This window comes from Pseudomonas sp. ARP3 (assembly GCF_001029595.1).
Taxonomy (GTDB): Bacteria; Pseudomonadota; Gammaproteobacteria; order Pseudomonadales; family Pseudomonadaceae; genus Aquipseudomonas; species Aquipseudomonas rhodesiae.
Map to the genome: position 1 here is coordinate 1 of NZ_LEKF01000023.1, position 24,648 is coordinate 24,648.

Genomic DNA, 24,648 nt, shown 5'->3' on the forward strand with positions numbered 1-24,648 from the left:
CTCCATCGGGGGCAAGCCCCCTCCCACAGTTTTGTTCCCTGTACATTCGCGGCAACGGCGGCTGCAAGGTGTGGGCCGTGAGAACCATAAGATGATGCTGGACCACTACCAGCAGACCAAGAACCTGTTGGTGAGCTACGACATCAACCCGTTGGGCTTCTTCTGATCCTCTAATTGCAATGCGATCAAGTGTGGGAGGGGGCTTGCCCCCGATAGCGGTGGGTCAGTGGCATAAATGTTGACTGACCCACAGCCATCGGGGGCAAGCCCCCTCCCACAGTATTGTTCCCTGTACATTCGCGACTAATGCAGTGCGGCATTTACTTCGAAAGTAGCATTCGCCCCCCCCAACCCCCCATGTATTAATGCCTTTACCGGAATCTTCCGGCACAACAAGAGGACTCTCCCATGTGGACCAAACCCGCCTTCACCGACCTGCGTATCGGCTTTGAAGTGACCATGTACTTCGCCAGCCGTTGATTCAACAGCCGGCCAGCCCAGTGCTGGCCGGTGCGCTATTGGGAATGACCCTTTGGTCTGATTGCAAACGCCTGCGGATCGGTTAGTGTGGAGCGCATCTTCCAAAAATAATAAGAACAGGCTTTCCAATGAGCCCAAACCTGAGCCTCCTGCGTAAATTCGTCTCGCCTGAAATCATCTTCGGTGCCGGTTGCCGGCATAACGTCGGCAACTACGCCAAAACCTTCGGTGCGCGCAAGGTGCTGGTGGTCAGCGACCCCGGTGTGATCGCCGCCGGCTGGGTCGCCGATGTGGAAGCCAGCCTGCAGGCCATCGGCATTGACTACTGCCTGTACAGCGCCGTATCGCCCAACCCGCGCGTGGAGGAGGTGATGCTCGGCGCCGAGGTGTACCGGGAAAACCATTGCGACGTGATCGTCGCCATCGGCGGCGGCAGCCCCATGGACTGCGGCAAGGCCATCGGCATCGTGGTGGCCCACGGGCGCAGCATTCTGGACTTCGAAGGCGTGGACACCATCCGCGTGCCCAGCCCACCGCTGATCCTGATCCCTACCACCGCCGGGACCTCGGCGGATGTGTCGCAGTTCGTGATTATTTCCAACCAGCAGGAACGCATGAAGTTCTCCATCGTCAGCAAGGCGGTGGTGCCGGATGTGTCGCTGATCGACCCGGAAACCACCGCCAGCATGGACCCGTTCCTGTCCGCCTGCACCGGCATCGACGCCTTGGTGCATGCCATCGAGGCGTTCGTCTCCACCGGTCATGGCCCGCTCACCGACCCCCATGCCCTGGAGGCCATGCGGTTGATCAACGGCAACCTGGTGCAGATGATCGCCAACCCCACGGACATTGCCCTGCGCGAGAAGATCATGCTCGGCAGCATGCAGGCCGGCCTGGCGTTTTCCAATGCGATCCTTGGCGCGGTGCATGCCATGTCCCATAGCCTCGGCGGCTTTCTCGACCTGCCCCATGGCCTGTGCAACGCGGTGCTGGTCGAGCATGTGGTGGCGTTCAACTACAACTCGGCGCCGGAGCGCTTCAAGGTGATTGCCGAGACCTTCGGCATCGACTGCCGGGGCCTGAACCATCGGCAGATCTGTGGGCGCCTGGTGGAACACCTTATTGCCCTGAAACACGCCATTGGCTTCCATGAAACCCTCGGTTTGCATGGCGTGCGCGTGGCGGATATTCCGTTCCTGTCCCAGCATGCGATGCACGACCCGTGCATCCTCACCAACCCGCGCGAGTCGAGCCAGCGTGACGTCGAGGTCGTGTATGGCGAAGCTCTCTGACGACCAGCAGCGCGCCCTCGCCGGGTTGCTCGGGCTGGGCGACCAGTCGGCGCGCAAGAGCCACTACCCCGAACTGACGGCACGCCTGGACGAACTGGAAGCCGAGCGTCGGCGCTATATCCGCCTCAACGATGAACTGGAACAGCGCGTGGCCGCGCGCACCGATGAATTGCTGGAGGCCAACCGCAACCTGCAACAGCAGATCGCCCAGCGTGAACAGGTGGAACGGCAACTGCGCGATGCCCGCGACGCCGCCGAGGCCGCCAACCGCAGCAAGGACAAATACCTCGCCGCCGCCAGTCACGACCTGCTGCAACCGCTGAACGCCGCGCGCCTGTTGATCGCCACCCTGCGCGAGCGGGCGTTGCCCAGTGTCGAGCAGGTGCTGGTGGAGCGGACCCATCAGGCCCTGGAAGGCGCCGAGGACTTACTCACGGATCTGCTCGATATCTCGCGGCTCGACCAGGCGGCGGTCAAGCCGGACGCGGCGGTGTATCGCCTGGAGGAACTGTTCGCACCGTTGATCTCGGAGTTTCAGTCGGTGGCCCAGGCGGCCGGGTTGAACCTGCGTGCGCGCACCGGGGGGTATGCGATCCATACGGACCTGCGTTTGCTGACGCGGATCTTGCGCAACTTCCTGAGCAACGCCTGCCGCTATACCGACGAAGGCTGCATCCTGCTCGGCGCCCGCCGTCGTGGCGATCGTCTGCGCTTGGAGGTGTGGGACACCGGGCGCGGGATCGCCGCCGACCGGCTGGAAGCGATCTTCCTGGAGTTCAACCAGCTCGATGTCGGCCGCGCGTCGGAACGCAAAGGTGTGGGCTTGGGGCTGGCGATTGTCGAACGCATCGCCGAGATTCTCGGCTACCCGGTGGCGGTGCGGTCATGGCCGGGGCGCGGTTCGATGTTCAGCATCGAGGTGCCCATCAGCGCAGAGATGCCACCCGCGATCAGCCAGTTGCCCACCCTGCCCACCACCGGTAACCCATTGCCGGGGCGGCGTTTGCTGGTGATCGACAATGAGATCAGCATCCTCGACAGCATGCGCGCGCTGCTGGGCCAATGGGGTTGCGACGTGGTCACCGCCACCGACCAGGCCGGCGCATTGCAGGCGCTGCAGGGCAGAGCGCCGGAGTTGATTCTGGCGGACTACCACCTCGACCACGGGGTGGTGGGCTGCCTGGTGGTCAAGCAGTTGCGCGAGCATTTCGGTCACAAGATCCCCGCCGTGATCATCACCGCCGACCGCACCGACCAATGCCGCCGCGCGTTGCGCCGGCTGGATGCACCGTTGCTGAACAAACCGGTCAAGCCCGGAAAGTTGCGCGCGGTACTCAGTCAATTGCTGGCCTAGAAGCTTGATACCTGTCAACACGTTGCAGCGGGCGTTACGGCAAGCTAAGGCCTGATCTAGAGGCCTGGAGTACGCCATGACCGCTGCACCTTTCAAATTGCCCCTGGGCCTGGTGATCGCCGTGTTGGCGATGGCCGGCGTGCTGCTGTTGCCGCTGCCCGCCGACCTGCCGGTGGCCGGGCAGCGCATGCTGGCGATCCTGGTGTTTGCCGTGGTGGTGTGGATCACCGAGGCGGTGTCCTATGAGGCCAGCGCGATCATGATCACCTCGCTCATGGCCTTTCTGCTCGGCACGGCACCCTCGCTGCAAGACCCCACGCACCTGATCGGCTCCAGCCCAGCCATCAGCATGGCGCTCACCGGCTTCGCCAACCCGGCGCTGGCGCTGGTGGCAGGGGCGCTGTTTATCGCGGCGGCCATGACCCATACCGGCCTGGATCGGCGCATCGCCCTGGTGACGCTAAGCCGTATCGGCACCAGCACTCGGCGCATCCTGCTGGGGGCGATCGCGGTGACGATCCTGCTCAGCCTGGTGGTGCCCAGCGCCACGGCGCGCAGTGCGTGTGTGGTGCCGATCATGATGGGGGTGATCGCCGCGTTCGGCGTGGACAAGCGCTCGAATATCGCCGCCGGGATCATGATCGTGGTGGCCCAGGGCACCAGCATCTGGAACGTCGGCATCCAGACCGCCGCGGCGCAGAACCTGCTGACCGTCGGTTTTATGGACAAGATGCTCGGCCAGCGCGTGTCATGGCTCGATTGGCTGATCGCCGGCGCGCCGTGGGCGCTGATCATGTCGGCGGTACTGCTGCTTCTGGTGCTCAAACTGCTGCCGCCGGAAACCGACAGCATCCCCGGCGGCAAGGAAGCCGTGGCCCAGTCCCTGGTGGAAATCGGCCCCATGACCGGCCCGCAGAAACGCTTGTTGGCGGTGTCGGTGCTGCTGCTGTTGGCGTGGGCCACAGAGGGGCGCCTGCATCCTTTCGACACCACCTCGACCACCTATGCCGGGTTGGTGTTCCTGTTGTTGCCGGGCATCGGTGTGATGACCTGGAAAGACGTGCAATCGCGCATTCCGTGGGGCACGGTGATTGTGTTCGGCGTGGGCATCAGCCTGGGTACGGCGCTGCTGACCACCCAGGCCGGGCAGTGGCTGGGTGCTGCGGTGGTGGCCCACACAGGCTTGGACCAGGTCGGACCGCTGGGGGTGTTTGCGATCCTTGGCGCGTTCCTGATCCTGATCCACCTGGGCTTTGCCAGCGCCACTGCATTGACCTCGGCGCTATTGCCGATCCTGATTGCGGTGCTGCAAACCTTGCCCGGCGAATTCAGCCGCTTGGGCATGACCCTGTTGCTGGGGTTTGTGATGAGCTACGGGTTTATCCTGCCGATCAACGCGCCGCAGAACATGGTGTGCCTGGGCACCGGCACATTTACCGCGCGCCAGTTTGCCAAGGTGGGGATTCTGGTGACGTTGATCGGGTATGGGCTGATGTTGGTGTTGGCGGCGACTTACTGGAGTTGGCTCGGTTGGATTTGATCTGGAGCCTGCCTCTAGATGCACTTGAGATCCAATGTGGGGGAGGGCTTGCCCCTCCCACTTTCTGACCCTACCCGCTTCAGACCTCCATTCCACCCCAAGATGGCAAGATGAACTCCGCTCAGGTTTACTGTTCTCTGAGTAGAGGTATTACCGACGCCCCCGTCGGGTCATCTAGGTCATTGAATGGACAAATACACCCCCCGCGCCTGGCAACCCCACGAACGCCCGAGCCTGCCCGGTTCGCCGTCGACGCCCTGGCACCCGACCTATAAGCGCTGGCTGTTCGCGATGGTCGGTGTGCTGGTGGCGATCACCGGCGGGCTGGGCAATTCGTTGGTGATCGCTAATCTGCAATACCTGCAAGGCGCGCTCGGTGCGACCACCGCGGAAATGGCCTGGCTGCCCGCCGCCTACGTAATGACCAACGTGTGCATGAACCTGCTGCTGGTGAAGTTTCGCCAGCAGTTCGGTTTGCGGGCCTTCACCGAAGTGTTTCTGGTGCTGTATGCGCTGGTGACGTTCGGCCACCTGTTCGTCAACGACCTCAACTCGGCCATCGCCGTGCGCGCGGCCCATGGCATGGTGGGCGCGGCCCTCAGTTCGTTGGGCTTGTATTACATGATCCAGGCGTTCCCGGCCAAATGGCGCTTGAAGGCGCTGGTACTGGGGTTGGGCACCGCGCAATTGGCGCTGCCGCTGGCGCGCTTGTTCTCCGAGGATCTGCTGCAGATCGCCGAATGGCGCGGCCTGTACCTGTTCGAATTGGGCCTGGCGCTGATCTGCCTGGGTTGTGTGTTCCTGCTCAAGCTGCCGCCCGGTGACCGTTTCAAGACCTTTGAAAAACTCGATTTCCTCACCTTCGCCATTCTTTCCAGCGGTGTGGCGCTGCTGTGTGCGGTGCTGTCCCTGGGGCGTATCGACTGGTGGCTGGAAGCGCCGTGGATCGGCATCGCCTCGGCCTGCTCCCTGGTGCTGATCATGGCTGGCCTGGCCATCGAACATAACCGCGCCAACCCGTTGCTGATGACGCGTTGGCTGGGCAGCGGCGTGATGATTCGCCTGGCGCTGGCGGTGATCCTGATTCGTATGGTGCTGTCCGAGCAGTCCACCGGCGCGGTGGGTTTTATGCAGATGCTCAATATGAGCTACGAGCAGATGCACACGCTTTACGTGGTGATGCTGGCCGGGGCGATCAGCGGGCTGGCGATCAGTGCGTTGACCATCAACCCCGCGCACCTGTTGATGCCGCTGGTGATCTCCCTGGCGCTGATGGCCACCGGGTCGGTGATGGACAGCTTTTCCAGCAACCTGACCCGGCCGCAGAACCTGTATGTCAGCCAGTTCCTGCTAGGCTTCGGCGGTACGTTCTTTCTGGGGCCGACCATGGTACTGGGCACCAAAAACGTGCTGACCAACCCGCGCAACCTGGTGAGTTTTTCGGTGATGTTCGGCATTTGCCAGAACCTCGGCGGGCTGATTGGCGCGGCGTTGCTCGGCACTTTCCAGGTGGTGCGCGAGAAGTTTCACTCCAGCATGATCGTCGAACACCTGACCCTGCTCGACCCCCGCGTGGCCGCGCGGGTGCAGAGCGGCGGTTCGGCCTACGGCGGGCTGGTGGCCGACCCGGAATTGCGCAACCTCATGGGCATTCGCAGCCTGGCCACGGCGGCCACCCGTGAAGCGAATGTGATGGCCTACAACGATGTGTTTATGCTGATTGCGATCATCGCGATCCTGACCATGCTGTGGATTTTTACCCGCAGCCTATGGCTGATGACGACCACCCAAGCGGCTACTCCTCCCGTTCAACCCAGCGGCGTTACTTCATGACCGAACCCTCGACCACGACCACCACCGCCATTGCTTCAACCCCGGAGGGCAGCACGCCGCCGGGTGCCGTGCCCACCGAGCTGCGCCCATTGCGGGTGCGCATCCTGTCCTCTCTGGGCTTTGCCGCGATTGCCATCGTCGGCGTGTTGATCGTGCTGTATGCCTGGCAATTGCCGCCGTTCAGCAGCGCGGTGGAAACCACCGAAAATGCCCTGGTGCGCGGTCAGGTGACGATTATCGGCCCGCAGCTCAGCGGCTATGTGTTCGAGGTGCCGGTGCAGGACTTCCAGTACGTCAAGGCCGGCGACCTGCTGGTGCGCCTGGATGACCGCATCTACCAGCAGCGCCTCGACCAGGCGCTGGCGCAACTGGCGGTGCAGAAGGCCGCGCTGGCCAATGTGGTGCAGCAACGCAACAGCGCCGAAGCCACGATCAAACTGCGTCAGGCAGCCTTGGCGGACAGCCAGGCCCAGGCGCGCAAAAGCACCGCTGACCTGCGGCGTAACCAGGAACTGATCAGCGATGGCTCGGTGTCCAAGCGCGAGTTGGACGTGACCCGCGCGGCGAATGCCCAGACTCAGGCGGCGGTCGCTCAGGCTCAGGCCAGCCTGGAAATCGCCCGGCAGGATTTGCAGACCGTGATCGTCAATCGCGGCTCCCTGGAAGCCGCCGTGGCCAGTGCCGACGCGGCGGTGGAACTGGCGCGGATCGACCTGTCCAATACCCGCATCACCGCGCCCCGTGACGGCCAATTGGGTCAAATCGGCGTGCGCCTCGGCGCCTACGTCAACTCCGGCGCGCAACTGATGGCGCTGGTGCCGAAGCAGTTGTGGGTGATCGCCAATATGAAAGAAACCCAGATGGACAATGTGCAGGTCGGCCAGCCAGTGACCTTTACCGTGGATGCGCTGAACCATCGCAAGTTTCACGGCACGGTGCAGCATATTTCCCCGGCCACCGGTTCCGAGTTCAGCCTGTTGCAGGCCGACAATGCCACCGGCAATTTTGTGAAGATTGCCCAGCGCGTGCCGGTGCGGATTACGGTAGACCCGGATCAGGCCGAGAGCGAACGCTTAAGGCCAGGGTTGTCGGTTGTCGTGAGTATCGACACGGCAGGGCGGCTCAAAAACAGCCCGCCCTGAAGGGGCTTGACCAATTGTGGGAGGGGCGGTGCGACGATTCGACTTGCCCCCGATTGCAGGGGTTCAATCACAGCATCTATGTCACTGGCCTGCCGCCATCGGGGGCAAGCCCCCTCCCACAATGGGGACATATTTCAGGCTGAAATCGAGGTGGGTTGATTGGCCTTGTTCCAGCAGCTTCAGGCCCGGCCTGCCCGGCAGGTGATGGGCATTTACCGGATGGCTCACCGGCTCTATGCAAAAGAATCCCAGCCCCGGTGGGCAGTACAGCAAGAAGTAATCGGCCCCCCTGGCCTGGCATTCCAATACATAGCCCAGCTCCGGCTGTTCGATCCGGCAAGCTCCGTCCCACTGGCAAAAACCGTTGTCCACCTGACGCTCGGGCAGCTCATTGAGCTGCCGGAAATCCCAGTCCGCCGGTATCGATGCCAACTCCGTCGCCAGCTTGGACGCATCACTCAGCCACACCTGCGCGGCCCTGGCCTGCAACCGCGTGCCTGGTCGGCGCGGAAAGTAGGGGTGCAAGCCCAAGCCGTGCCATGCCGGCTCCTCGGCCAAATGGGTGACGCGCAACGCAAGACTCAGCGCGCCCTCATGCAAGCGCACGCGCTGCTCGGCGCGATAAGCGAAGGGCGTGTCGCACTCCACCGCCAGCAGCACCTCATCCGCTGCCTGGCTCACCACCTGCCACGCCTGCTGCCAGGCAGAGCCGTGGATCGGCAGCGGGTCGGTCAGGCTGTTGGGCTTGAGCGCCAGCCAACCCAGGGGATTGTCGAAGCCGCCGTGGGCAATGCGATTGGACCAAGGCGCCAACGGATAGCAGCCCAGCCTGCCCGGCAGGCCGGTCGCAATGGCCTGCTCGTCGTTATGACGCAACAACGGCTGGCCGGTGGCGCGCACGCGCCAATTGACGAGGCTGCCGCCCACCGCTGGATTCAAGCTGAGGTGGGTCAACGCATCTTCAAGCTCAATCATCACAGCACCACGCTCGGCAGCCACAGCGACAGCGCCGGGATGTAGGTCACAGCCATCAGGATCAGAAACAGCACGGCATAGAAGGGCACCAGCGCTTTCACGGTTTTTTCGATGCTCACCTTGCCCACCGCTGCCCCGACGAACAGCACCGCGCCCACCGGCGGCGTAATCAGGCCGATGCCGAGGTTGACCAGCATAATCATGCCGAAGTGCACCGGGTCGACACCGATGCCGAGCACCACCGGCAGCAGGATCGGCGTGAGGATCAGGATCAGCGGCGCCATGTCCATCACCGTGCCGAGCAACAGCAGCATGATGTTGATGCACATCAGGATCACATAGCGGTTGTCCGACAGGGTCAGGAACAGCGTGGTGATCTTCGCCGGGATCTGCATCAGGGTCATGATGTAGCCGAAGCTGGCGGCAAACGCGATCAGGATCATCACGATGGAAATGGTGCGCACCGTGCGGTGCATCAGCTTGGGCAGCTCGCTCCATTTGTAGTCGCGGTAGATGAACATGGTGACGAAGAATGCCCACAGCACCGCAATCGCGGCCGACTCGGTGGCGGTGAAGATGCCCGAGAGGATACCGCCCAGGATGATCACCATGGCCATCAGGCCCCAGAGCGCGTCGGCGGCGATTTTCAGCGCCTGCTTGAGGGGGATGACTTCGCCCTTGGGGTAGTCGCGCTTCTTGGCGAAGATCAGGCACAGCACCATCAGACATGCGCTCATCAGCAGGCCGGGGACCACGCCGGCCATAAACAACGAGGCGATCGACACCGTGCCGCCGGCCGCCAGGGAGTAGAGCACCGAGTTGTGGCTGGGCGGGGTCAGCAGCGCCTGCACCGAGCCGCTGACGGTAACCGCGGTGGCGAACTCGCGGGGGTAGCCGCGACGTTCCATTTCCGGGATCAGCACCGAGCCCACCGAGGCGGTGTCGGCCACCGACGAACCGGAGATGGCGCCGAAGAAGGTCGAGGCCATGATGTTCACCAGCGACAGGCCGCCGCGCACGAAGCCCACCAGTACCCCGGCGAACGCCACCAGCCGCCGCGACATGCCGCCCTCGGCCATGATTGCCCCGGCGAGCACGAAGAACGGGATCGCCATCAGCGAAAACTTGTTCACGCCGCCGGCCACCTGAATCATCAGGGCCTGGAACGGAATGTCGATCCACCACGCGCCGATCAATGCTGATAGCCCCAGGGCGTAGGCCACCGGCATGCCGATCAGGATCAAGGCGATAAAGCTGCCCAACAGAATCAATGCGTCCATATCAGGCAGCCCCTTCGCTTTCTTCCACCAGGTCGAAGCGCACCACGCGCCGGTTGCTCTGGTCACCGAGCAGGAGTTTCTCCACCACGAATATCAGCGTGAGCAGCCCGCCGATGGGGATCGGCATATAGGTGATGCCCACGCGCAGGGTGGGGATGGCGCTCATGAATTGGTTCCAGGTCGACACGCACAGCTTGGCGCCCCAGACCGTCATAAACAGGCAAATACTGCCCATCAGCAGTTGCGTAAAAATACCGACGAGGCGGCGTTGGGCGGGAGGCAGGCGGTCGGTGATCATCGCCACCGACATATGGGCGCCGGCGCGGTAGCTGGCGGCGGCGCCGATGAAGGTGAACACCAGCATCAGCAGAATGGCGGTGGGCTCCGGCCAGCTGGAGCCGGTGCCGAGAACGTAGCGGGCGAAGATGCCCCAGGGAATGATCAGCGCGACCCCGAGTACCGCGAGGCCGGCGACCCAGATGCAGGTCATGTAAATGCGGTCGTTGATGCGCAGCAGTGAATTCTTCATGGCGTTCACCGTAACCGGGCGCGTCGATGTCGACCGCGCCGGGCCTTGTCAGGGAAGGGGAGCGTTACTGAACGGCGTCGATGCGCTTGATGATGTCGGCGTAGGCCGCGCCGTATTTCGCGCGGATCGGCGCGGTGGCGTCATAGAAGGGTTTTTTGTCGACGGTGATGAATTCCACGCCGGCGGCCTTGAGCTTTTCTTCGCTGCTGGCGGACTTTTTGTCCCACAGCACACGCTCATCGGCCTGGGCGGCCTTGGCGGCGTTTTTCACCATCGCCTGTTGCTCAGGGGTGAGCTTGTTCCAGGTGATTTTCGACATCACGATGGGCTCGGGCAGGATCAGGTGCTCGGTGAGGGTGTAGTACTTGGCGTTCTGGAAGTGGTTGTGTTCCAGCAGGGTCGGCGGGTTGTTTTCGGCGCCGTCGATCACCCCGGTCTGCAGGGCACTGAAGATCTCGCCGGTGTCCATGGCGATGCCGTTTGCGCCCATGGCATTGAAAGCATCGATGAACAGCGGGTTGCCCTGCACGCGGATCTTCATGCCTTTGAGGTCTTCGATCTTGCGCACCGGTTTCTTGGTGTAGAGGTTGCGCGTGCCGCCGTCCATCCAGGCCAGGGCCACCAGGCCGAACTCGGAGTCGGTGATTTTGGCGAGGATCTCATCGCCGATCTCGCCATCGATGACCTTGCGCATATGCGCCTGGTCGCGGAACACGAATGGCAGGTTGAACACGTTCACATCCGGCACCACCGGGCCGACGATGCCGAGGCTGACGCGGGTCATCTGCACGGCGCCGACCTGGGCCTGTTCGACCACCTCTTTTTCCGAACCCAGCACGCCGCCGGGGAAGTACTTGAAGGTCAGTTCGCCGTTGCTTTGCTGGGTCAGGGCCTTGCCCATGTTCTGTTCGGCGACCACGGTGGGGTAGCCGGCGGGGTGAACGTCGGCGAACTTGATTTCCAGCGCGTGGGCGGCGCTGCTGAGAAGAACGCTGAGGGGAAGTGCAGCGGCCAGCAAGGTGCGTTTGAAGTCCATGGGGGTCACTCCTGTCTTGTTATTGTTGTATTCAAGGCACAGCGATGCAGCTAGAGGGCGAAGGTGGGCTCCGGCAATCCGGTGACGCCGGGGTTGAGGGCGAACACGCCGCCGGCGATCGACTGGGGGCCCTGATCATCACGGATCGAGGTGACGAACAAAGTGTCCAGGCGGCTGCCGCCAAAGGCGCACATGGTGGTTTTTTTCACTGGCACGCTCAGGGAGCGGTCCAGGCGACCTTCGGGGGTGAAACGGTGGATCAGACCGGCGTCGTTGGCGCAGATCCAGTAGCAGCCATCGGCATCCACCGCTGCGCCATCCGGACGGCCGAGGTGGTTGTGCATGTCCACAAATACTCGGCGGTTGGACGGCGTGCCGCTGTCGACGTCGTAATCAAAGGCCCAGATCTGTTGCACCAATGGGTGCGAATCCGAGACGTACATCGTGCGCCCGTCCGGGCTGAACGCCAGGCCGTTAAGGGTGATGAAACCGTCCAGTTGGGCATGGGCCGCGCCGTCACCGGTGTAGCGGTAGAGAATGCCTGCGGCGGCGTTCGCACCCATGTCGAGCACCATGCTGCCGGCCCAGAAGCGTCCCTGGCGATCGCAGCGGCCGTCGTTCATGCGCATGTCCGGGCGTGGGTGCTCGACGCCGGCCAGCAGTTGGGTATCTAGATGCCCACCGGCTCGGGGGGTGAGTTGGAAAAAACCGCTCTCCATACCCGCGACCCAGCCGCCGGTTTCGGTGCGCGCAATGCAGGCCAGCATGGTGTCGGCATTCCAGCGCTGCACTTCACCGCTCTGGGCGCTCCAGCGTTGCAGGCCGCCGTGGGGGATATCGACCCAGTACAGCGCGTTTTCCTCCGGCACCCATACCGGGCATTCGCCCACGGCATTGCGGGCGTCGACGATTAATTCAGCAGTCATGGCCACTCATTCCCTTGGATTGGTAAACGCTCAGTCGCCAAACGGCCCAGCCGCGCAGAATGCGCCGCCCTGGTAGACCTTGGCCGGGTCGTTGTCGGCCACCGGCGGCTGGGCTTCGACCTGGGCGCGGAACACTTCGGAGTTGTCTTTGGGCACGAAGCCCAAGTGCGCGGCGTAGCGGTTGTCCCACCAGGTGTCGAGGTTGTCCGACATACCGTAGACCACGGTGTGGCCGACGTTGGGCGTGTACAGGGCGCGTTCGAGCAATTGGGTCAGGTCATCGAAGCTCAGCCAGGTGTGCATCATCCGGCGGTTCTGCGGCTCGGGGAACGAGGAGCCGATGCGGATGCTGACGGTTTCGATGCCGTAGCGATCAAAGTAAAAACTCGCCATGTCTTCGCCGTAGGACTTGGACAGGCCGTAGTAGCTGTCCGGGCGGCGCGGGGAGTGGGCGTCGATTTTTTCGTCTTGCTTGTAGAAACCGATCACATGGTTGGAGCTGGCGAAGATCACCCGTTTGACGCCATGGCGACGGGCGGCTTCGTAGATATGAAAAACCCCGCAGATATTCGCGCCGAGGACCTCCTCGAACGGACGCTCCACCGACACGCCGCCAAAATGCAGAATCGCGTCGACGCCTTCAACCAGGTGATGCACGGCCTGTTTGTCGGAAAGGTCGCAGGGCTGCACTTCTTCTTGGGCGTTGGCGGCGGGGGCCATTTCGGCGATGTCCGACAGGCGCAGCACCTGAGCGTACGGACGAAGGCGTTCGCGCAGGACTTTGCCCAGGCCGCCGGCGGCACCGGTAAGCAGCAGGCGATGGAAGGGAGCTGGGGTGGTGGTGGTCATGGGCATTCCAGATTTTTGTTGTAAGTTGTCGTATGACTATGTCGAAGTATTGTTAGGGAGTCCCTGGTTGTCAACGTCGATTCGGCTCGCCCCGATAGCGGTGGGTCAGCAAAGGCAGTATCGGCTGACCCGCGTCATCGGGGGCAAGCCCCCTACCACATGGGGTGGGCGTTAGTGTTCAGGTTCGGCAACCTTTAGAGCAACGAGATCGGGTAGCTGATGAATATCCGGTTCTCATCGAACTCGTTGGTGCTGAAATCCCGACGCATCGTGGAGTTGCGCCATTTCACGTTGAGGTTCTTCAGTGCGCCGCTCTGCACGGTGTAGGCCAGTTCCGATTCGCGGCCCCATTCCTTGCCGTCAGTGATCGTTCCGGTGTGCACGTTGCTGCCGCTGATATAGCGGTTCATCAAGGTCAGGCCGGGTACGCCGAGCACCGCGAAGTTGAAGTCGTGACGCAGTTGCCAGGATTTTTCCTTGGCGTTGTCATAGCTGGAGTTGTAGCTGTCGTTGGCCAGGGTGCCGCCGCTGGTGCCGTTGACGCGCATCCACACGCTGTCGCCGCTGAGTTTCTGCAGGCCCACGTAGAACGTGTTGCCGCCGTACTTGGCCGAGAGCAGGGCAAACGCGGTTTTGTTATCCAGGTCGCCGGCCAGGGCGCTGCCGTCTTCCTTGCCGTTGAAAAAACCGAGGTTGGCGCCCAGGGTCCAGTCGCCCAGCGGTTGGCTGTGGATGAGGTTGACGTATTGCTGTTGGTAGATATCGCTCAGTTCGGCGTACCACAGGCCGACTTGGGTGCGTTTGTCATTAAAGGTGTATTCGCCGCCGCCGAAGTTGAAGCGGTCCGACTTGAACGCGGTTTTGCCGTTCATGAACATGTCTTCCATGCTCGCGTCGTTGCGTGGGCTGTTGCCGCGAAATTGCCCGCCGTAGAGGGTCAGGCCGGCGATTTCATTGGAGGTGACCTGGCCACCGCGGAAGGTTTGCGGCAGTGAGCGACCATCGTCGGAGCGCAGGATCGGCAGCACCGGCATCCATTCGCCGACTTTCAATTCGGTCTTCGACAGTTTGGTTTTCAGCGCTACGCCCAAGCGCCCGAAGTTGTCGGCGGGGCGACCGTCGTCGTAGATCGGCAGCAACTGGGTGCCGCCGGTGCCTTTGCCGCCGTCGAGCTTCTGCGAATACAGGCCCAGCACATCGATCCCGAAACCCACCGTGCCTTGGGTGTAGCCGGACTTGGCGTCCAGAATGAAGTTCTGCGTCCACTCTTCAGCCTTGCCCTGGGCGTTGCCCGGGTTGGTGAAGTTACGGTTGAAATAGGCGTTGCGCAGGTTGAGCGTGGCCTTGGCGTCGTCGACAAAGCCATCGGCATGCGCGGCGAAGGGTAGGGTGATGCTCAGGCTGCCGAGGCCGACAAGGCCCAGACGTACGCAGGAATTGCGGGCGAATTGACTCACAGTGACGCTCCCTTTCTTTTGTTGTTTTTATTATTTGTTATACGTCGTCGTACAACATTGGGGCGAATATTTGCGGGGTTTTCCTGGAGTGTCAAGCAGAAGTTATACGATGACCAAGGTACGCAAGGTCAATGTGGAAGGGGGCGGCACGGGTATCAGTGAAAACATCCCTTGAGACTCCTTGTGGTGAGCGGGCCTGCTCAGCACAGAGTTATGTGTCAGCCTCTAAGACCTGTGTAGAAACCTATGGCTATCGCAGGCAAGTCGAATCGTCGCACCGCCCCTCCCGCATTTCAGCTAGCCAGGACCATCGGCGGTAAGGTGCCCAGCACCGAAACGGCCCCTACGGCACAAACACCGAGCAGCCACTCCAGCATCACGCTGCCTTTCAAACCGGCCAACTGCTGTTCGCCGCTATCCAGACGCAGCCGGTTCAGCAGTGCCAAGCACAACATACCCAGCACCAGCATCACCTTGATCAATAGAATCAGCGCAAACCCACTGAACAATGGCGTTGGCCACAGTTGCCCGGTGAGCACACGCACGTTGATCAACCCGCTCACCAGCAAACCGGCGACCAGCCCATAGCCGACGCCGCTGAAACGCCTGAGGATCGGCTCCAGCCGGTGACGCTGCGCTTGCCTGAGGATCAGCACCAGCAACAGCAACCCACCCAGCCAGGCGCCGACGCACAACAGATGCACCACTTGGTTGAGGATCAGCAGGCGCCCGCTCAGGCCGTCCAGCATGGCGCCATGGCCCACCGGGGCCAGGGTGGCCAGTAACAGCGCGAGCAGCGGCAGGCGCAGCGCCGGCCAGGGTTTGATCAGGGCGATCACCAGCAGCAGGTTCAGCAGCAGATGCCAGACCCACACCTGGCCGAAGAACGTCTTGCCCAGCACCAGGCCCACGGTACCGGGCTGCAGTGCGGCGTCCCAACTGCCGGCCATGCTTGCGGTAATCAGCAGCAACCAAGCCACGCCGGATACCAGCGCCGTCCAGGCCAGCCCACGGGTGAGGCGCAGCAACGTGCGCTCCAAGGCCGGCTGCGTGTCTTTGCCCAGCAGCCAGGGCCTGAAGGCACAAGCGCCGAACATCAGCAACACCACCATAAAATGCACGAACCGGCACAGCACCAGCAGGGTGGCCATGGGTTATTGGCCGACCTTGAAGCGATAAGTGCCTTCGCTTTTGTGGGTGTCGACGGAGACGGCATGCCACTCGACGGTGTAAGTGCCGGCCGCCAGCGGCGCGGCCGGTGTGACCACCAGGATTTTTTTATTGGCGTCCGGGGTTTCTAAGCCTTTGATGGCGACTTCAGTACCGTCCTTGCTCAGCGAAACCTTGCTGAACGTGGCCTCGACGCCTTCGCTGAACGTCAGCCGCAGGTCTTTGGGGGCGGTGACGGTGCTGTCCTCTGCCGGGTTGGCGCTTTTCAGGTGGGCGTGGGCAAATGCTGCCGAAGCCCCCAGCAGGGAAGCGAGCAGTGCGACAGCAGTCAGGGCTTTCTTGATCAACATGTTGCAATACCCAATCAAAGAGAGAAGCGCGCAGTGTACGAAGTTTCGAATGCGCCTGTCGCCGCGATCTAGAGCCGATGGTAGTCTTTAGGCCATGTTGTTGTCAGGGAGCCCTTATGGGCAATCACAAGAGTGGCATTCGCCGGGCAAACGTCGAAAAGATCCTGCTGGCGGCGGAGAAAATCTTCGCCGAGAAAGGCTATGGCAGCACCGCCATGGCCGACATCGCCGAAGAAGCGCAACTGCCGCGCTCCAACCTGCATTACTACTTCACCACTAAAAGCGAGCTGTACAGCGCCGTGCTGTTCGACCTGCTGGACGTGTGGAAACAGGACGCCCTTAGCTTTGAAACCTTTGACGACCCACGGGTGGTGCTAAGCAGCTACATCCGCGCCAAGATGCAGCGCTCGCGTACACGGCCGTACGGTTCGAAAGTCTGGGCCAACGAAATCATCCACGGCGCGCCGACCCTGGGTGAGGCGCTGGACGAAAGCCTGTACGACTGGGCCAAGATGAAAGAGGCGAAAATTCGCCAGTGGGTGGAAGACAAACGCATCTTGCCGGTGGAACCATCGAGCCTGTTGTACATGATCTGGGCTTCCACCCAGCACTACGCCGACTTCGATCACCAAGTGACGATTCTGAATGATCACCAGCCGTTGTCGGACAGGCAATTCGAGAAGGCGATTCAGACGGTGACCGGTGTGATATTGCGGGGGATTGGGTTGGAGCCTTGAGTATCGTGGTGGGGCTTGGGGCCTAATCGGGGGCTTGCCCCCGATTAGGCCAGAAGGGCTACACCGCCTCCCTGTACGGATTCCTCGGATCCTGCGTCCAATTCAAAAATGGCTTGCCCGTGTCGATGGGCACCATCTCAATGCAATCGGCCACCGGGCAGGTGATCTGGCACAGGTTGCAGCCCACGCACTCATCATCGATCACTTCGTATTTATGCGTGCCGTCCGCTTGTTTCAGGCTGGCGATGGCCTGGTGCGAGGTGTCTTCGCAAGCGATGTGGCAGCGCCCGCAGCCAATGCACGCCGCTTGATCGATCTTGGCGATGACTTGGTAGTTGATGTCCAGGTACTTCCAGTCCGTGGTATTGCCCACCGCGCGCCCGGAAAAATCCTGCAGGCTTGTGTAGCCTTGGCTGTCCATCCAGCGCGACAACCCGTCCTTCATCTCTTCGACGATGCGAAACCCATGCAGCATCGCCGCCGTGCACACCTGCACCGCGCCGCAGCCCAGGGCCACGAACTCGGCGGCGTCGCGCCAGGTGCCGATGCCGCCGATGCCGCAGATTGGCAAGCCTTGGGTCTGCGGATCGCGGGCAATTTCGGCGACCATGTTCAGGGCGATCGGCTTGACCGCCGAGCCGCAGTACCCGCCGTGGGTACTCTGGGTGCCGACGGTCGGCAGGGCAACCATGTGCTCCAGGTCGACGCTGGTGATGGAGTTGATGGTGTTGATCAGCGACACCGCATCCGCCCCGCCGCGATACGCCGCCCGTGCCGCCACGCGGATGTCGGTGATATTCGGCGTGAGCTTGACGATCACCGGCAACGAGCAATAGGTCTTGCACCAGCGCGTCACCTGTTCCACATATTCCGGCACCTGGCCCACCGCCGCGCCCATGCCGCGTTCGGGCATGCCATGGGGGCAACCGAAATTCAGCTCGATACCGTCGCAGCCGGTGGCTTCCACCAACGGCAGGATGTTTTTCCACGACGCTTCCACGCAAGGCACCATCAACGACACGATCAGCACGCGGTCGGGCCAATCCTTTTTCACCTGGGTGATTTCCCGCAGGTTGATTTCCAGGGAGCGGTCGGTGATCAGCTCGATATTGTTGATGCCCAGCACTTCGCGGTTGGCGCCAAAGTGGGCCGAGTAGCGGGACGACACGTTGACCGCCGCCGGGTCCTCGCCCAGGGTTTTCCATACCACGCCGCCCCAGCCCGCTTCGAACGCGCGGACCACGTTGTAGGCTTTGTCGGTGGGCGGCGCGGAGGCCAGCCAGAATGGGTTGGGGGCTTTGATACCGGCGAACACAATCGAGAGATCGGCCATTACGCAGCCTCCACATTCAGCATGAGTTGAGCGTGCATGGCCTCGGCGGCCAGCTTGCCATGTTGCACCGCCTGCACGGTGAGGTCCTGACCAAGGCTGACGCAGTCGCCGCCGGCATACACCCCGGGAATACTGGTACGCAGGTGCTCGTCGACGAAGATTCGCTCGCCCACCCGGTGCAGTTGTTGAGCCAACGGATCGTGTAGCGCGTCGCCGTCGAAGCCTTGGCCGATGGCTTTGAAGATTGCATCGGCGGCCAGCTCGAACGTCTCGCCGGTAGGTTGCAAGCGGCCGTCGTGCATCTGGGTGCGGGCAAAGCGCATCCCCCGCACACGGCCTTGGTCGTCCAGCAACACTTCTTCGGGCATGGCCCAGGTCAACAGGCGCACCTGGTTGGCCTTGGCGATGTCCTGCTCGTGGCCGGTGGCGCCCATGTCCGCCAGGCCACGGCGGTATACCAGGTTGACGTCGCGGGCACCGAGGCGGGCCATTTGCACGGCCATGTCGATAGCGGTGTTGCCGGCACCGAGCACGATGCAGCGGTCGGCCACGGGCAGTTGGGTGAGGTCTTGGGCCTGGCGCAATTCGCGGATGTAATCGGTGGCGGCGAGCAGGCCGGGGGCGTCCTCGTGGGGCAGGCCCAGTTGCTTGCTGGCGGCCAGGCCGAGGCCGAGGAATACCGCGTCGAACTGCTGGTGCAGTTCGCTCAGGGTCAGGTTGGCCCCCAGGCGCTGGCCGTGGCGGATCTCGATGCCGCCGATTTGCAGGAGAAAATCCAGTTCCTTCTGGGCGAAGTCGTCCACCAGTTTGTACTTGGCGATCCCATATTCATTCAGGCCGCCGGCCTTTTCCCGCGCTTCGAAAATCACTACATCGTGCCCGTGCATGGCGCTGCGATGAGCACAGGCCAAACCGGCCGGCCCGGCGCCGACCACGGCGATACGTTTACCGCTGGGCGCGGCGCGCTGGAAGGGGTGTTCGCTGAAGTGGGCGTTGTCCACCGCATAGCGCTGCAACAGGCCGATCAACACCGGTGCGCATTCTTCGGCGTTGTTACGGACACAGGCTTGCTGGCACAGGATCTCGGTGGGGCAGACCCGCGCGCAGCTACCGCCGAGGATGTTGGCCGAAAGGATCTTCTGCGCGGCGCCCTGCACGTTATCGGTGTGGATATTACGGATGAACGACGGAATATCGATCTCGCTGGGGCACGCGTTCACGCACGGCGCGTCGTAGCAATACAGGCAGCGCGAGGCTTCCAGGTGGGCCTGGCGCGCATTGAGCGGCGGCGCCAGGTCGGTGAAATGGCTGGCGAGGGTCGCGCCATCCTCAACGGGGTGGGGGAGGTGGGTCAGGGTCTGGATCACGGTGGTGGCCTCACGGTTTTTTTTGGATTGCCTCTAAGTGGGCATTTTTTGTTGCTTGTACTGGCCTTATCGGGGGCAAGCCCCCTCCCACAATTTGATTGTGAATACATTCAAGTGTGGGAGGGGGGTTGCCCCCGATAAAGGTCTCAGCGCTTCACAGCAATTGGCCTGGAATGCTCAGCCCGCTTGCTCAACTGCTCGAACACCGCCGGATACGCCGGCCGCTCCACATAGCGCCCGGCACCGCGCTCGGCGCGCAGGTCGCCATCGGCCCAGACCAACTTGCCCTGGCTGATGGTGTGGCTCGGCACACCGCGCACGGTCTTGCCTTCGAAGATGTTGAAGTCGACCTGTTGGTGGTGAGTCTTGGCGGAAATAGTGCGCGTGCCCTGTGGGTCCCACAGCACCAGATCGGCGTCGGCGCCCACGCGGATCGCGCCTTTGCGGGGGTAGAGGTTGAAGATCTTCGCGGTGTTGGTGGAGGTCAGCGCAACAAACTCCTGCATGGACAGGCGCCCGGTATTGACCCCTTCATCCCACAGCAGCGCCATGCGGTCTTCGATCCCGGCGGTGCCGTTGGGGATCTTGCTGAAGTCGTCGCGCCCGGCGGCTTTTTGCTCGGCGCAGAAGCAGCAGTGGTCGGTGGCGGTGGTGTGCAGGTTGCCGGATTGCAGACCGTGCCAAAGCGCCTCTTGATGCCCGCGTGGACGGAACGGCGGGCTCATCACGTAGCCGGCGGCGGTCTGCCAGTCGGGGTGCTGGTAGACGCTGTCGTCCAGCAACAGATGACCGGCAAGGACTTCGCCATAGACCGGCTGGCCCTTGCCACGGGCGTAGGTGATCTCATCCAGGGCTTCCCGGGTGGACACATGCACCAGGTACAACGGTGTGCCGATGGTTTCGGCGATACGGATCGCCCGGCTGGCCGCTTCGCCTTCCACCTGGGACGGCCTAGACAGCGGGTGCGCTTCCGGCCCGGTGATGCCCTGGGCCATCAGTTTGCGTTGCAGGTGATACACCAGCTCGCCGTTCTCCGCATGCACGGTGGGGACCGCGCCCAGTTCCAGGCAGCGTTCGAAGCTGGCGACCAGGGTGTCGTCGGCCGCCATGATCGCGTTCTTGTAGGCCATGAAGTGCTTGAAGCTGTTGATGCCGTGGTGGCTGACCAGCTCGGCCATTTCCTCGCGCACCTGTTCGCTCCACCAGGTGATCGCGACATGGAAGCCGTAGTCGGCCGCCGATTTTTCCGCCCAGCCACGCCACTGGTTGAAGGCCTCCAGCAACGACTGCTGCGGGTTGGGAATCACAAAGTCGATGATCGACGTGGTGCCACCGGCCAAACCCGCCGCCGTGCCGCTGAAAAAATCTTCGCTGGCTACAGTGCCCATGAAGGGCAGTTGCATATGGGTGTGGGGGTCGATACCGCCGGGCATCAAGTATTGGCCGCTGCCGTCGAGCACTTCGGTGCCGGCGGGGACGTCCAAGTTAGAGCCAATGGCGCGAATTAGACCGCCTGCGCATAAAACATCGGCGCGGTAACTTTCATCATGGGTAATAACGGTGGCGCCACGGATCAACAGCGACATGTCGAGTTCCTCACAGGCTTGACCGGCTTGTGCCAGTTCTAAGTGTTGTAATGCTACGTGCCGAGGTCAGGTGTTATTCCTGACAGCAGTGACAGGAATAGAAACTAGCCCGAGTTTTTCGATTGGGCAAGAATATTTTTTATAAGCTTATTCTGTTAATAACCTATTGATATTAAAGAAAAAAATATTGAAATCACCAAAATGTAGCGGGCGCTCACCATTTTGACGCACTTGACAGGTTTGCAAACTGAGCAACATTTCTTATTGCAAATCAGGCGCTTGAGATATGCCGCTTGACGGGAATGACAAATGAAAATAATTGTGTTGCACCAGATTGAGTCCGGTTGGTTCGGGCAACTTGCGTAATGCCTGAATGAATTCAGCAGCAAGTAACCGGGGCTCAATCGGAAAGTTGATAAACATCAGCACGTTATATAAGCGGTGAGGGCGCAGCGGCGGTCAACGGCACGAATATTGAGTGCAGTGGCGGCTGGCCGGGCCTGTGATGTCATGTTGTTTACGAGGTACTCCGGCCATCTCCTGCGTTGCAGGGGGTGAGCAACAATAATTCGAAAAAACCGTGGAGCGGCCATGCAACAGAACAGATCGCAAGTCATTGAGCGCAACGGCCTGTACGAACTCGACGCCGGCCCCGACGTCCTCGACAGCCCTCGCTACAACCACGACATGGCACCGACCAAGGTGCATGAACGAACCTGGAACAAATGGCATATCACCGCGCTGTGGGTCGGCATGTCGATCTGCGTGCCGACGTACACCCTGGGTGGGGTGCTGACGGCGTATTTCGGCTTGTCGGTGGGCGAGGCGCTGATTGCGATCCTGCTGGCCAATATCGTGGTGTTGTTGCCGCTGACCCTCAACGCGTTCCCCGGCACTAAGTACGGCATTCCGTTTCCGGTGCTGCTGCGTTCCTCGTTCGGCATCCTCGGTTCCAACGTGCCGTGCCTGATTCGCGCGCTGGTGGCGTGCGGCTGGTTCGGCATCCAGACCATGTTCGGCGGCCTGGCGATTCACCTGTTCCTGGGCTCGATTTTCGAGGGCTGGAAGGCCCTGGGCGGCACCGGTGAAGTGATCGGGTTCATGATGTTCTGGACCTTGAACCTGTGGGTGGTGCTGCGCGGCGCCGAGTCGATCAAGCGCCTGGAAACCCTGTCGGCGCCGCTGCTGGTGGCGGTGGGCATTGGCTTGTTGGTGTGGGCGATGCCGAATGTGTCCATCAGCGAATTGATGGCGATCCCGCCCAAGCGCCCCGAAGGCGCGAGCCTGAGCGGTTATTTCATGGCCGGCCTGACTGCGATGGTGGGCTTTTGGGCCACCTTGTCGCTGAACATTCCCGATTTCAGCCGCTATGCCAAGAGCCAGAAGGACCAGATCCTCGGGCAGATTTTCGGCCTGCCGCTGACCATGTTCCTGTTCGCCGCCCTCGGCGTGATCATGACCGCCGCTTCGGTAAAACTGGTGGGGGTGAGTGTGTCTGATCCTGTCACGCTGATCGGCCATATCCAGAGCCCGGTGTGGGTGGCCATTGCCATGGCGCTGATCATCATCGCCACGCTGTCCACCAACACCGCGGCCAACATTGTTTCGCCCACCAACGACTTCCAGAACATCGCGCCCAAACTGATCAACCGCACCACCGCAGTGATCCTCACCGGCCTGGTGGGGCTGGCGCTGATGGCCCATGAACTGCTCAAGAAGCTCGGTTTGATCGTCTCGGATGTGAGCCTGGAGACCGTATATTCCAACTGGCTGCTGGGCTATTCGAGCCTGCTGGGGCCGATCGCCGGGATCATGGTGGTGGACTATTTCATCACCCGCAAACAACAACTGGACCTGGCCGGCCTGTACCGCGATGACGTGTATCCGGCGTGGAACTGGAGCGGGTTTATCGCCTTTGGTGTACCGGTGGTGCTGACCTTGCTGGCCTTGGGCAGCGATGCGTTCAGCTGGTTCTACAGCTATGGCTGGTTCACCGGCTCGGCGTTGGGCGGGCTGTTGTATTACGGCCTGAATGCCAAGCGCGGGGCCAGCCCGGTGGTCGTCAAAGTCAATTCATAACAAATACAGCCTGAGGAGATCCCCATGAACGCGGCCCTCGACGTTCTGCAATCGGCCCACCCGCATGTCAACCGTGACCGCCTGTGGCAGTCGCTGATGGACCTGGCCAAACTGGGCGCCACGCCCAAGGGCGGCGTGTGTCGCCTGGCCCTTACCGACCTTGATCGCAAGGCCCGCGACCTGTTCGTGCAGTGGTGCGAAGAGGCCGGCTGTACGGTCAGCGTCGACGGCATCGGCAATATTTTTGCCCGTCGCCCAGGGCGCAACCCGGACCTGCCACCGGTGATGACCGGCAGCCATATCGACACCCAGCCTACCGGCGGCAAGTTCGATGGCTGCTTTGGTGTGCTGGCCGGCGTGGAAGTGCTGCGCACCCTCAACGACCTCAAGATCGAAACCGAGGCGCCGCTGGAAGTGGTGGTGTGGACCAACGAGGAAGGCTCGCGCTTTCCGCCATGCATGATGGGCTCCGGGGTGTTCGCCGAGAAATTCACCCTGGCCGATACCCTGGCCAAGGTTGACGCGGAGGGCGTCAGTGTTGGGGAGGCGTTGAACGCGATTGGCTACGCGGGAACTCGTCCCGAAAGCGGGCATAAAGTCGGCGCGTATTTCGAGGCGCATATCGAACAAGGGCCGATTCTGGAGGATGAGAAAAAAACCATCGGCGTGGTACTCGGCGCCCTCGGGCAAAAGTGGTTTGACCTGAAACTGCGCGGCGTCGAAGCCCATGCCGGGCCGACGCCGATGCACCTGCGCAAGGACGCCTTGGTCGGCGCGGCAGCGGTGGTGGCGGCGGTGAATGCGGCGGCGCTGGGGCATCAACCCCACGCCTGCGGCACCGTCGGTTGCCTGCAGGCTTATCCGGGGTCACGCAACGTCATCCCCGGCGAAGTGCGCATGACCCTGGACTTCCGGCACCTGGAACCGGCGCGTTTGGATTCGATGATTGCCCAGGTGCGCCAGGTGATCGAAGACACCTGCGCCAAACACGGGTTGAGTTTCGAGATGGAACCCACGGCTGACTTTCCGCCGTTGTACTTCGACAAAGGTTGCGTCGAGGCGGTGCGTAACGCGGCGAACGGCCTGGGCCTGTCGAATATGGACATCGTCAGCGGGGCAGGGCACGACGCAATTTTCGTCGCCGAACTGGGCCCGGCGGGGATGATCTTCGTCCCGTGCGAAGGCGGCATCAGCCATAACGAAATCGAGAACGCCGCGCCGGATGATTTGGCGGCGGGGTGTGCGGTGTTGTTGCGTGCCATGGTGGCCGCTTCAGCCGCCATCGCCAGCGGCAAACTCGCGGCTTGAAATGCGGGTAAAAAATGTGGGAGGG

21 protein-coding genes and 1 pseudogene are annotated in these 24,648 nt (G+C 62.1%); 10 read left to right on the forward strand and 12 right to left on the reverse strand.

Annotated elements, in window-relative coordinates; translation table 11 throughout:
- Positions 1-64 precede the first annotated feature (64 nt).
- The 7 genes and pseudogenes from ABX75_RS29785 to ABX75_RS22290 all read left to right on the forward strand — a co-directional run.
- Positions 65-166, forward strand: a pseudogene (locus ABX75_RS29785) (hypothetical protein); the annotation flags it as partial.
- A 242-nt stretch (positions 167-408) separates the two neighbouring features.
- Positions 409-480 (forward strand): pyrroloquinoline quinone precursor peptide PqqA, encoded by a 72-nt coding sequence (gene pqqA, locus ABX75_RS28700; protein WP_010209364.1) that lies wholly within the window; start codon positions 409-411, stop codon positions 478-480.
- A gap of 128 nt (positions 481-608) precedes the next feature.
- Entirely contained in the window at positions 609-1,772 is a 1,164-nt protein-coding gene (gene ercA / locus ABX75_RS22270; RefSeq protein ID WP_034098911.1) for an alcohol dehydrogenase-like regulatory protein ErcA, read from the forward strand.
- The gene (locus ABX75_RS22275) at positions 1,756-3,126 is read left to right on the forward strand and encodes a hybrid sensor histidine kinase/response regulator (protein WP_034098910.1); all 1,371 of its coding nucleotides are present in this window, start codon (positions 1,756-1,758) and stop codon (positions 3,124-3,126) included. Before ercA ends, ABX75_RS22275 begins: the two co-directional genes overlap by 17 nt.
- A 76-nt stretch (positions 3,127-3,202) precedes the next feature.
- A complete protein-coding gene (locus tag ABX75_RS22280; protein ID WP_047882671.1) occupies positions 3,203-4,666 on the forward strand; it encodes a DASS family sodium-coupled anion symporter in 1,464 nt (487 codons plus the stop codon).
- A 186-nt stretch (positions 4,667-4,852) separates the two neighbouring features.
- Positions 4,853-6,499, forward strand: coding sequence for an MFS transporter (locus ABX75_RS22285; protein WP_034098906.1), 1,647 nt, complete (start codon positions 4,853-4,855; stop codon positions 6,497-6,499).
- Positions 6,496-7,641: an HlyD family secretion protein gene (locus ABX75_RS22290; RefSeq protein WP_047882672.1), complete on the forward strand. Its 1,146-nt coding sequence runs from the start codon at positions 6,496-6,498 to the stop codon at positions 7,639-7,641. Before ABX75_RS22285 ends, ABX75_RS22290 begins: the two co-directional genes overlap by 4 nt.
- Before the next feature lie 81 nt (positions 7,642-7,722).
- Here the strand turns inward: ABX75_RS22290 and ABX75_RS22295 are convergent, their stop codons facing one another.
- From ABX75_RS22295 to copC, 9 genes are all read right to left on the reverse strand, one after another.
- Positions 7,723-8,616: an aldose 1-epimerase gene (locus ABX75_RS22295; RefSeq protein WP_047882673.1), complete on the reverse strand. Its 894-nt coding sequence runs from the start codon at positions 8,614-8,616 to the stop codon at positions 7,723-7,725.
- Positions 8,616-9,896, reverse strand: coding sequence for a TRAP transporter large permease (locus tag ABX75_RS22300; RefSeq protein ID WP_034098900.1), 1,281 nt, complete (start codon positions 9,894-9,896; stop codon positions 8,616-8,618). Before ABX75_RS22300 ends, ABX75_RS22295 begins: the two co-directional genes overlap by 1 nt.
- A gap of 1 nt (position 9,897) precedes the next feature.
- A complete protein-coding gene (locus ABX75_RS22305; protein WP_047882674.1) occupies positions 9,898-10,425 on the reverse strand; it encodes a TRAP transporter small permease in 528 nt (175 codons plus the stop codon).
- 64 nt (positions 10,426-10,489) lie between these two features.
- Positions 10,490-11,461: a TRAP transporter substrate-binding protein gene (locus ABX75_RS22310; RefSeq protein ID WP_034098896.1), complete on the reverse strand. Its 972-nt coding sequence runs from the start codon at positions 11,459-11,461 to the stop codon at positions 10,490-10,492.
- A gap of 50 nt (positions 11,462-11,511) precedes the next feature.
- On the reverse strand, positions 11,512-12,387 hold the full coding sequence (locus ABX75_RS22315) for an SMP-30/gluconolactonase/LRE family protein (RefSeq protein ID WP_047882675.1): 876 nt from the start codon (positions 12,385-12,387) through the stop codon (positions 11,512-11,514).
- A 30-nt stretch (positions 12,388-12,417) separates the two neighbouring features.
- Positions 12,418-13,236: an NAD(P)-dependent oxidoreductase gene (locus tag ABX75_RS22320; RefSeq protein WP_040268787.1), complete on the reverse strand. Its 819-nt coding sequence runs from the start codon at positions 13,234-13,236 to the stop codon at positions 12,418-12,420.
- Between the two features lie 194 nt (positions 13,237-13,430).
- A complete protein-coding gene (locus ABX75_RS22325; RefSeq protein WP_047882676.1) occupies positions 13,431-14,693 on the reverse strand; it encodes an OprD family porin in 1,263 nt (420 codons plus the stop codon).
- Positions 14,694-14,986: 293 nt separating this feature from the next.
- Positions 14,987-15,844, reverse strand: coding sequence for a copper homeostasis membrane protein CopD (gene copD, locus ABX75_RS22330; protein ID WP_034115383.1), 858 nt, complete (start codon positions 15,842-15,844; stop codon positions 14,987-14,989).
- Between the two features lie 3 nt (positions 15,845-15,847).
- Positions 15,848-16,213, reverse strand: a complete 366-nt coding sequence (gene copC / locus ABX75_RS22335) for a copper homeostasis periplasmic binding protein CopC (protein WP_047882677.1) — start codon at positions 16,211-16,213, stop codon at positions 15,848-15,850.
- Between the two features lie 116 nt (positions 16,214-16,329).
- Here copC and ABX75_RS22340 point away from each other — a divergent pair, with 116 nt between their 5' ends.
- Positions 16,330-16,950, forward strand: coding sequence for a TetR/AcrR family transcriptional regulator (locus ABX75_RS22340; RefSeq protein WP_034098883.1), 621 nt, complete (start codon positions 16,330-16,332; stop codon positions 16,948-16,950).
- A gap of 58 nt (positions 16,951-17,008) precedes the next feature.
- Here ABX75_RS22340 and preA read toward each other — a convergent pair whose 3' ends face one another.
- From preA to hydA, 3 genes are all read right to left on the reverse strand, one after another.
- Positions 17,009-18,283, reverse strand: coding sequence for an NAD-dependent dihydropyrimidine dehydrogenase subunit PreA (gene preA / locus ABX75_RS22345; protein ID WP_047882678.1), 1,275 nt, complete (start codon positions 18,281-18,283; stop codon positions 17,009-17,011).
- Positions 18,283-19,650, reverse strand: coding sequence for an NAD(P)-dependent oxidoreductase (locus ABX75_RS22350; protein ID WP_047882679.1), 1,368 nt, complete (start codon positions 19,648-19,650; stop codon positions 18,283-18,285). Before ABX75_RS22350 ends, preA begins: the two co-directional genes overlap by 1 nt.
- Positions 19,651-19,796: 146 nt before the next feature.
- Positions 19,797-21,236 (reverse strand): dihydropyrimidinase, encoded by a 1,440-nt coding sequence (hydA, locus tag ABX75_RS22355; RefSeq protein WP_047882680.1) that lies wholly within the window; start codon positions 21,234-21,236, stop codon positions 19,797-19,799.
- Positions 21,237-21,827: 591 nt separating this feature from the next.
- Here hydA and ABX75_RS22360 point away from each other — a divergent pair.
- Together ABX75_RS22360 and ABX75_RS22365 are read left to right on the forward strand one after the other, a co-directional pair.
- Positions 21,828-23,315 carry an NCS1 family nucleobase:cation symporter-1 gene (locus ABX75_RS22360; protein ID WP_034115381.1) on the forward strand — a complete coding sequence of 496 codons (1,488 nt, stop codon included), beginning with the start codon at positions 21,828-21,830 and terminating at the stop codon, positions 23,313-23,315.
- A gap of 24 nt (positions 23,316-23,339) precedes the next feature.
- Positions 23,340-24,623, forward strand: coding sequence for a Zn-dependent hydrolase (locus ABX75_RS22365; protein WP_034098873.1), 1,284 nt, complete (start codon positions 23,340-23,342; stop codon positions 24,621-24,623).
- Positions 24,624-24,648 lie beyond the last annotated feature (25 nt).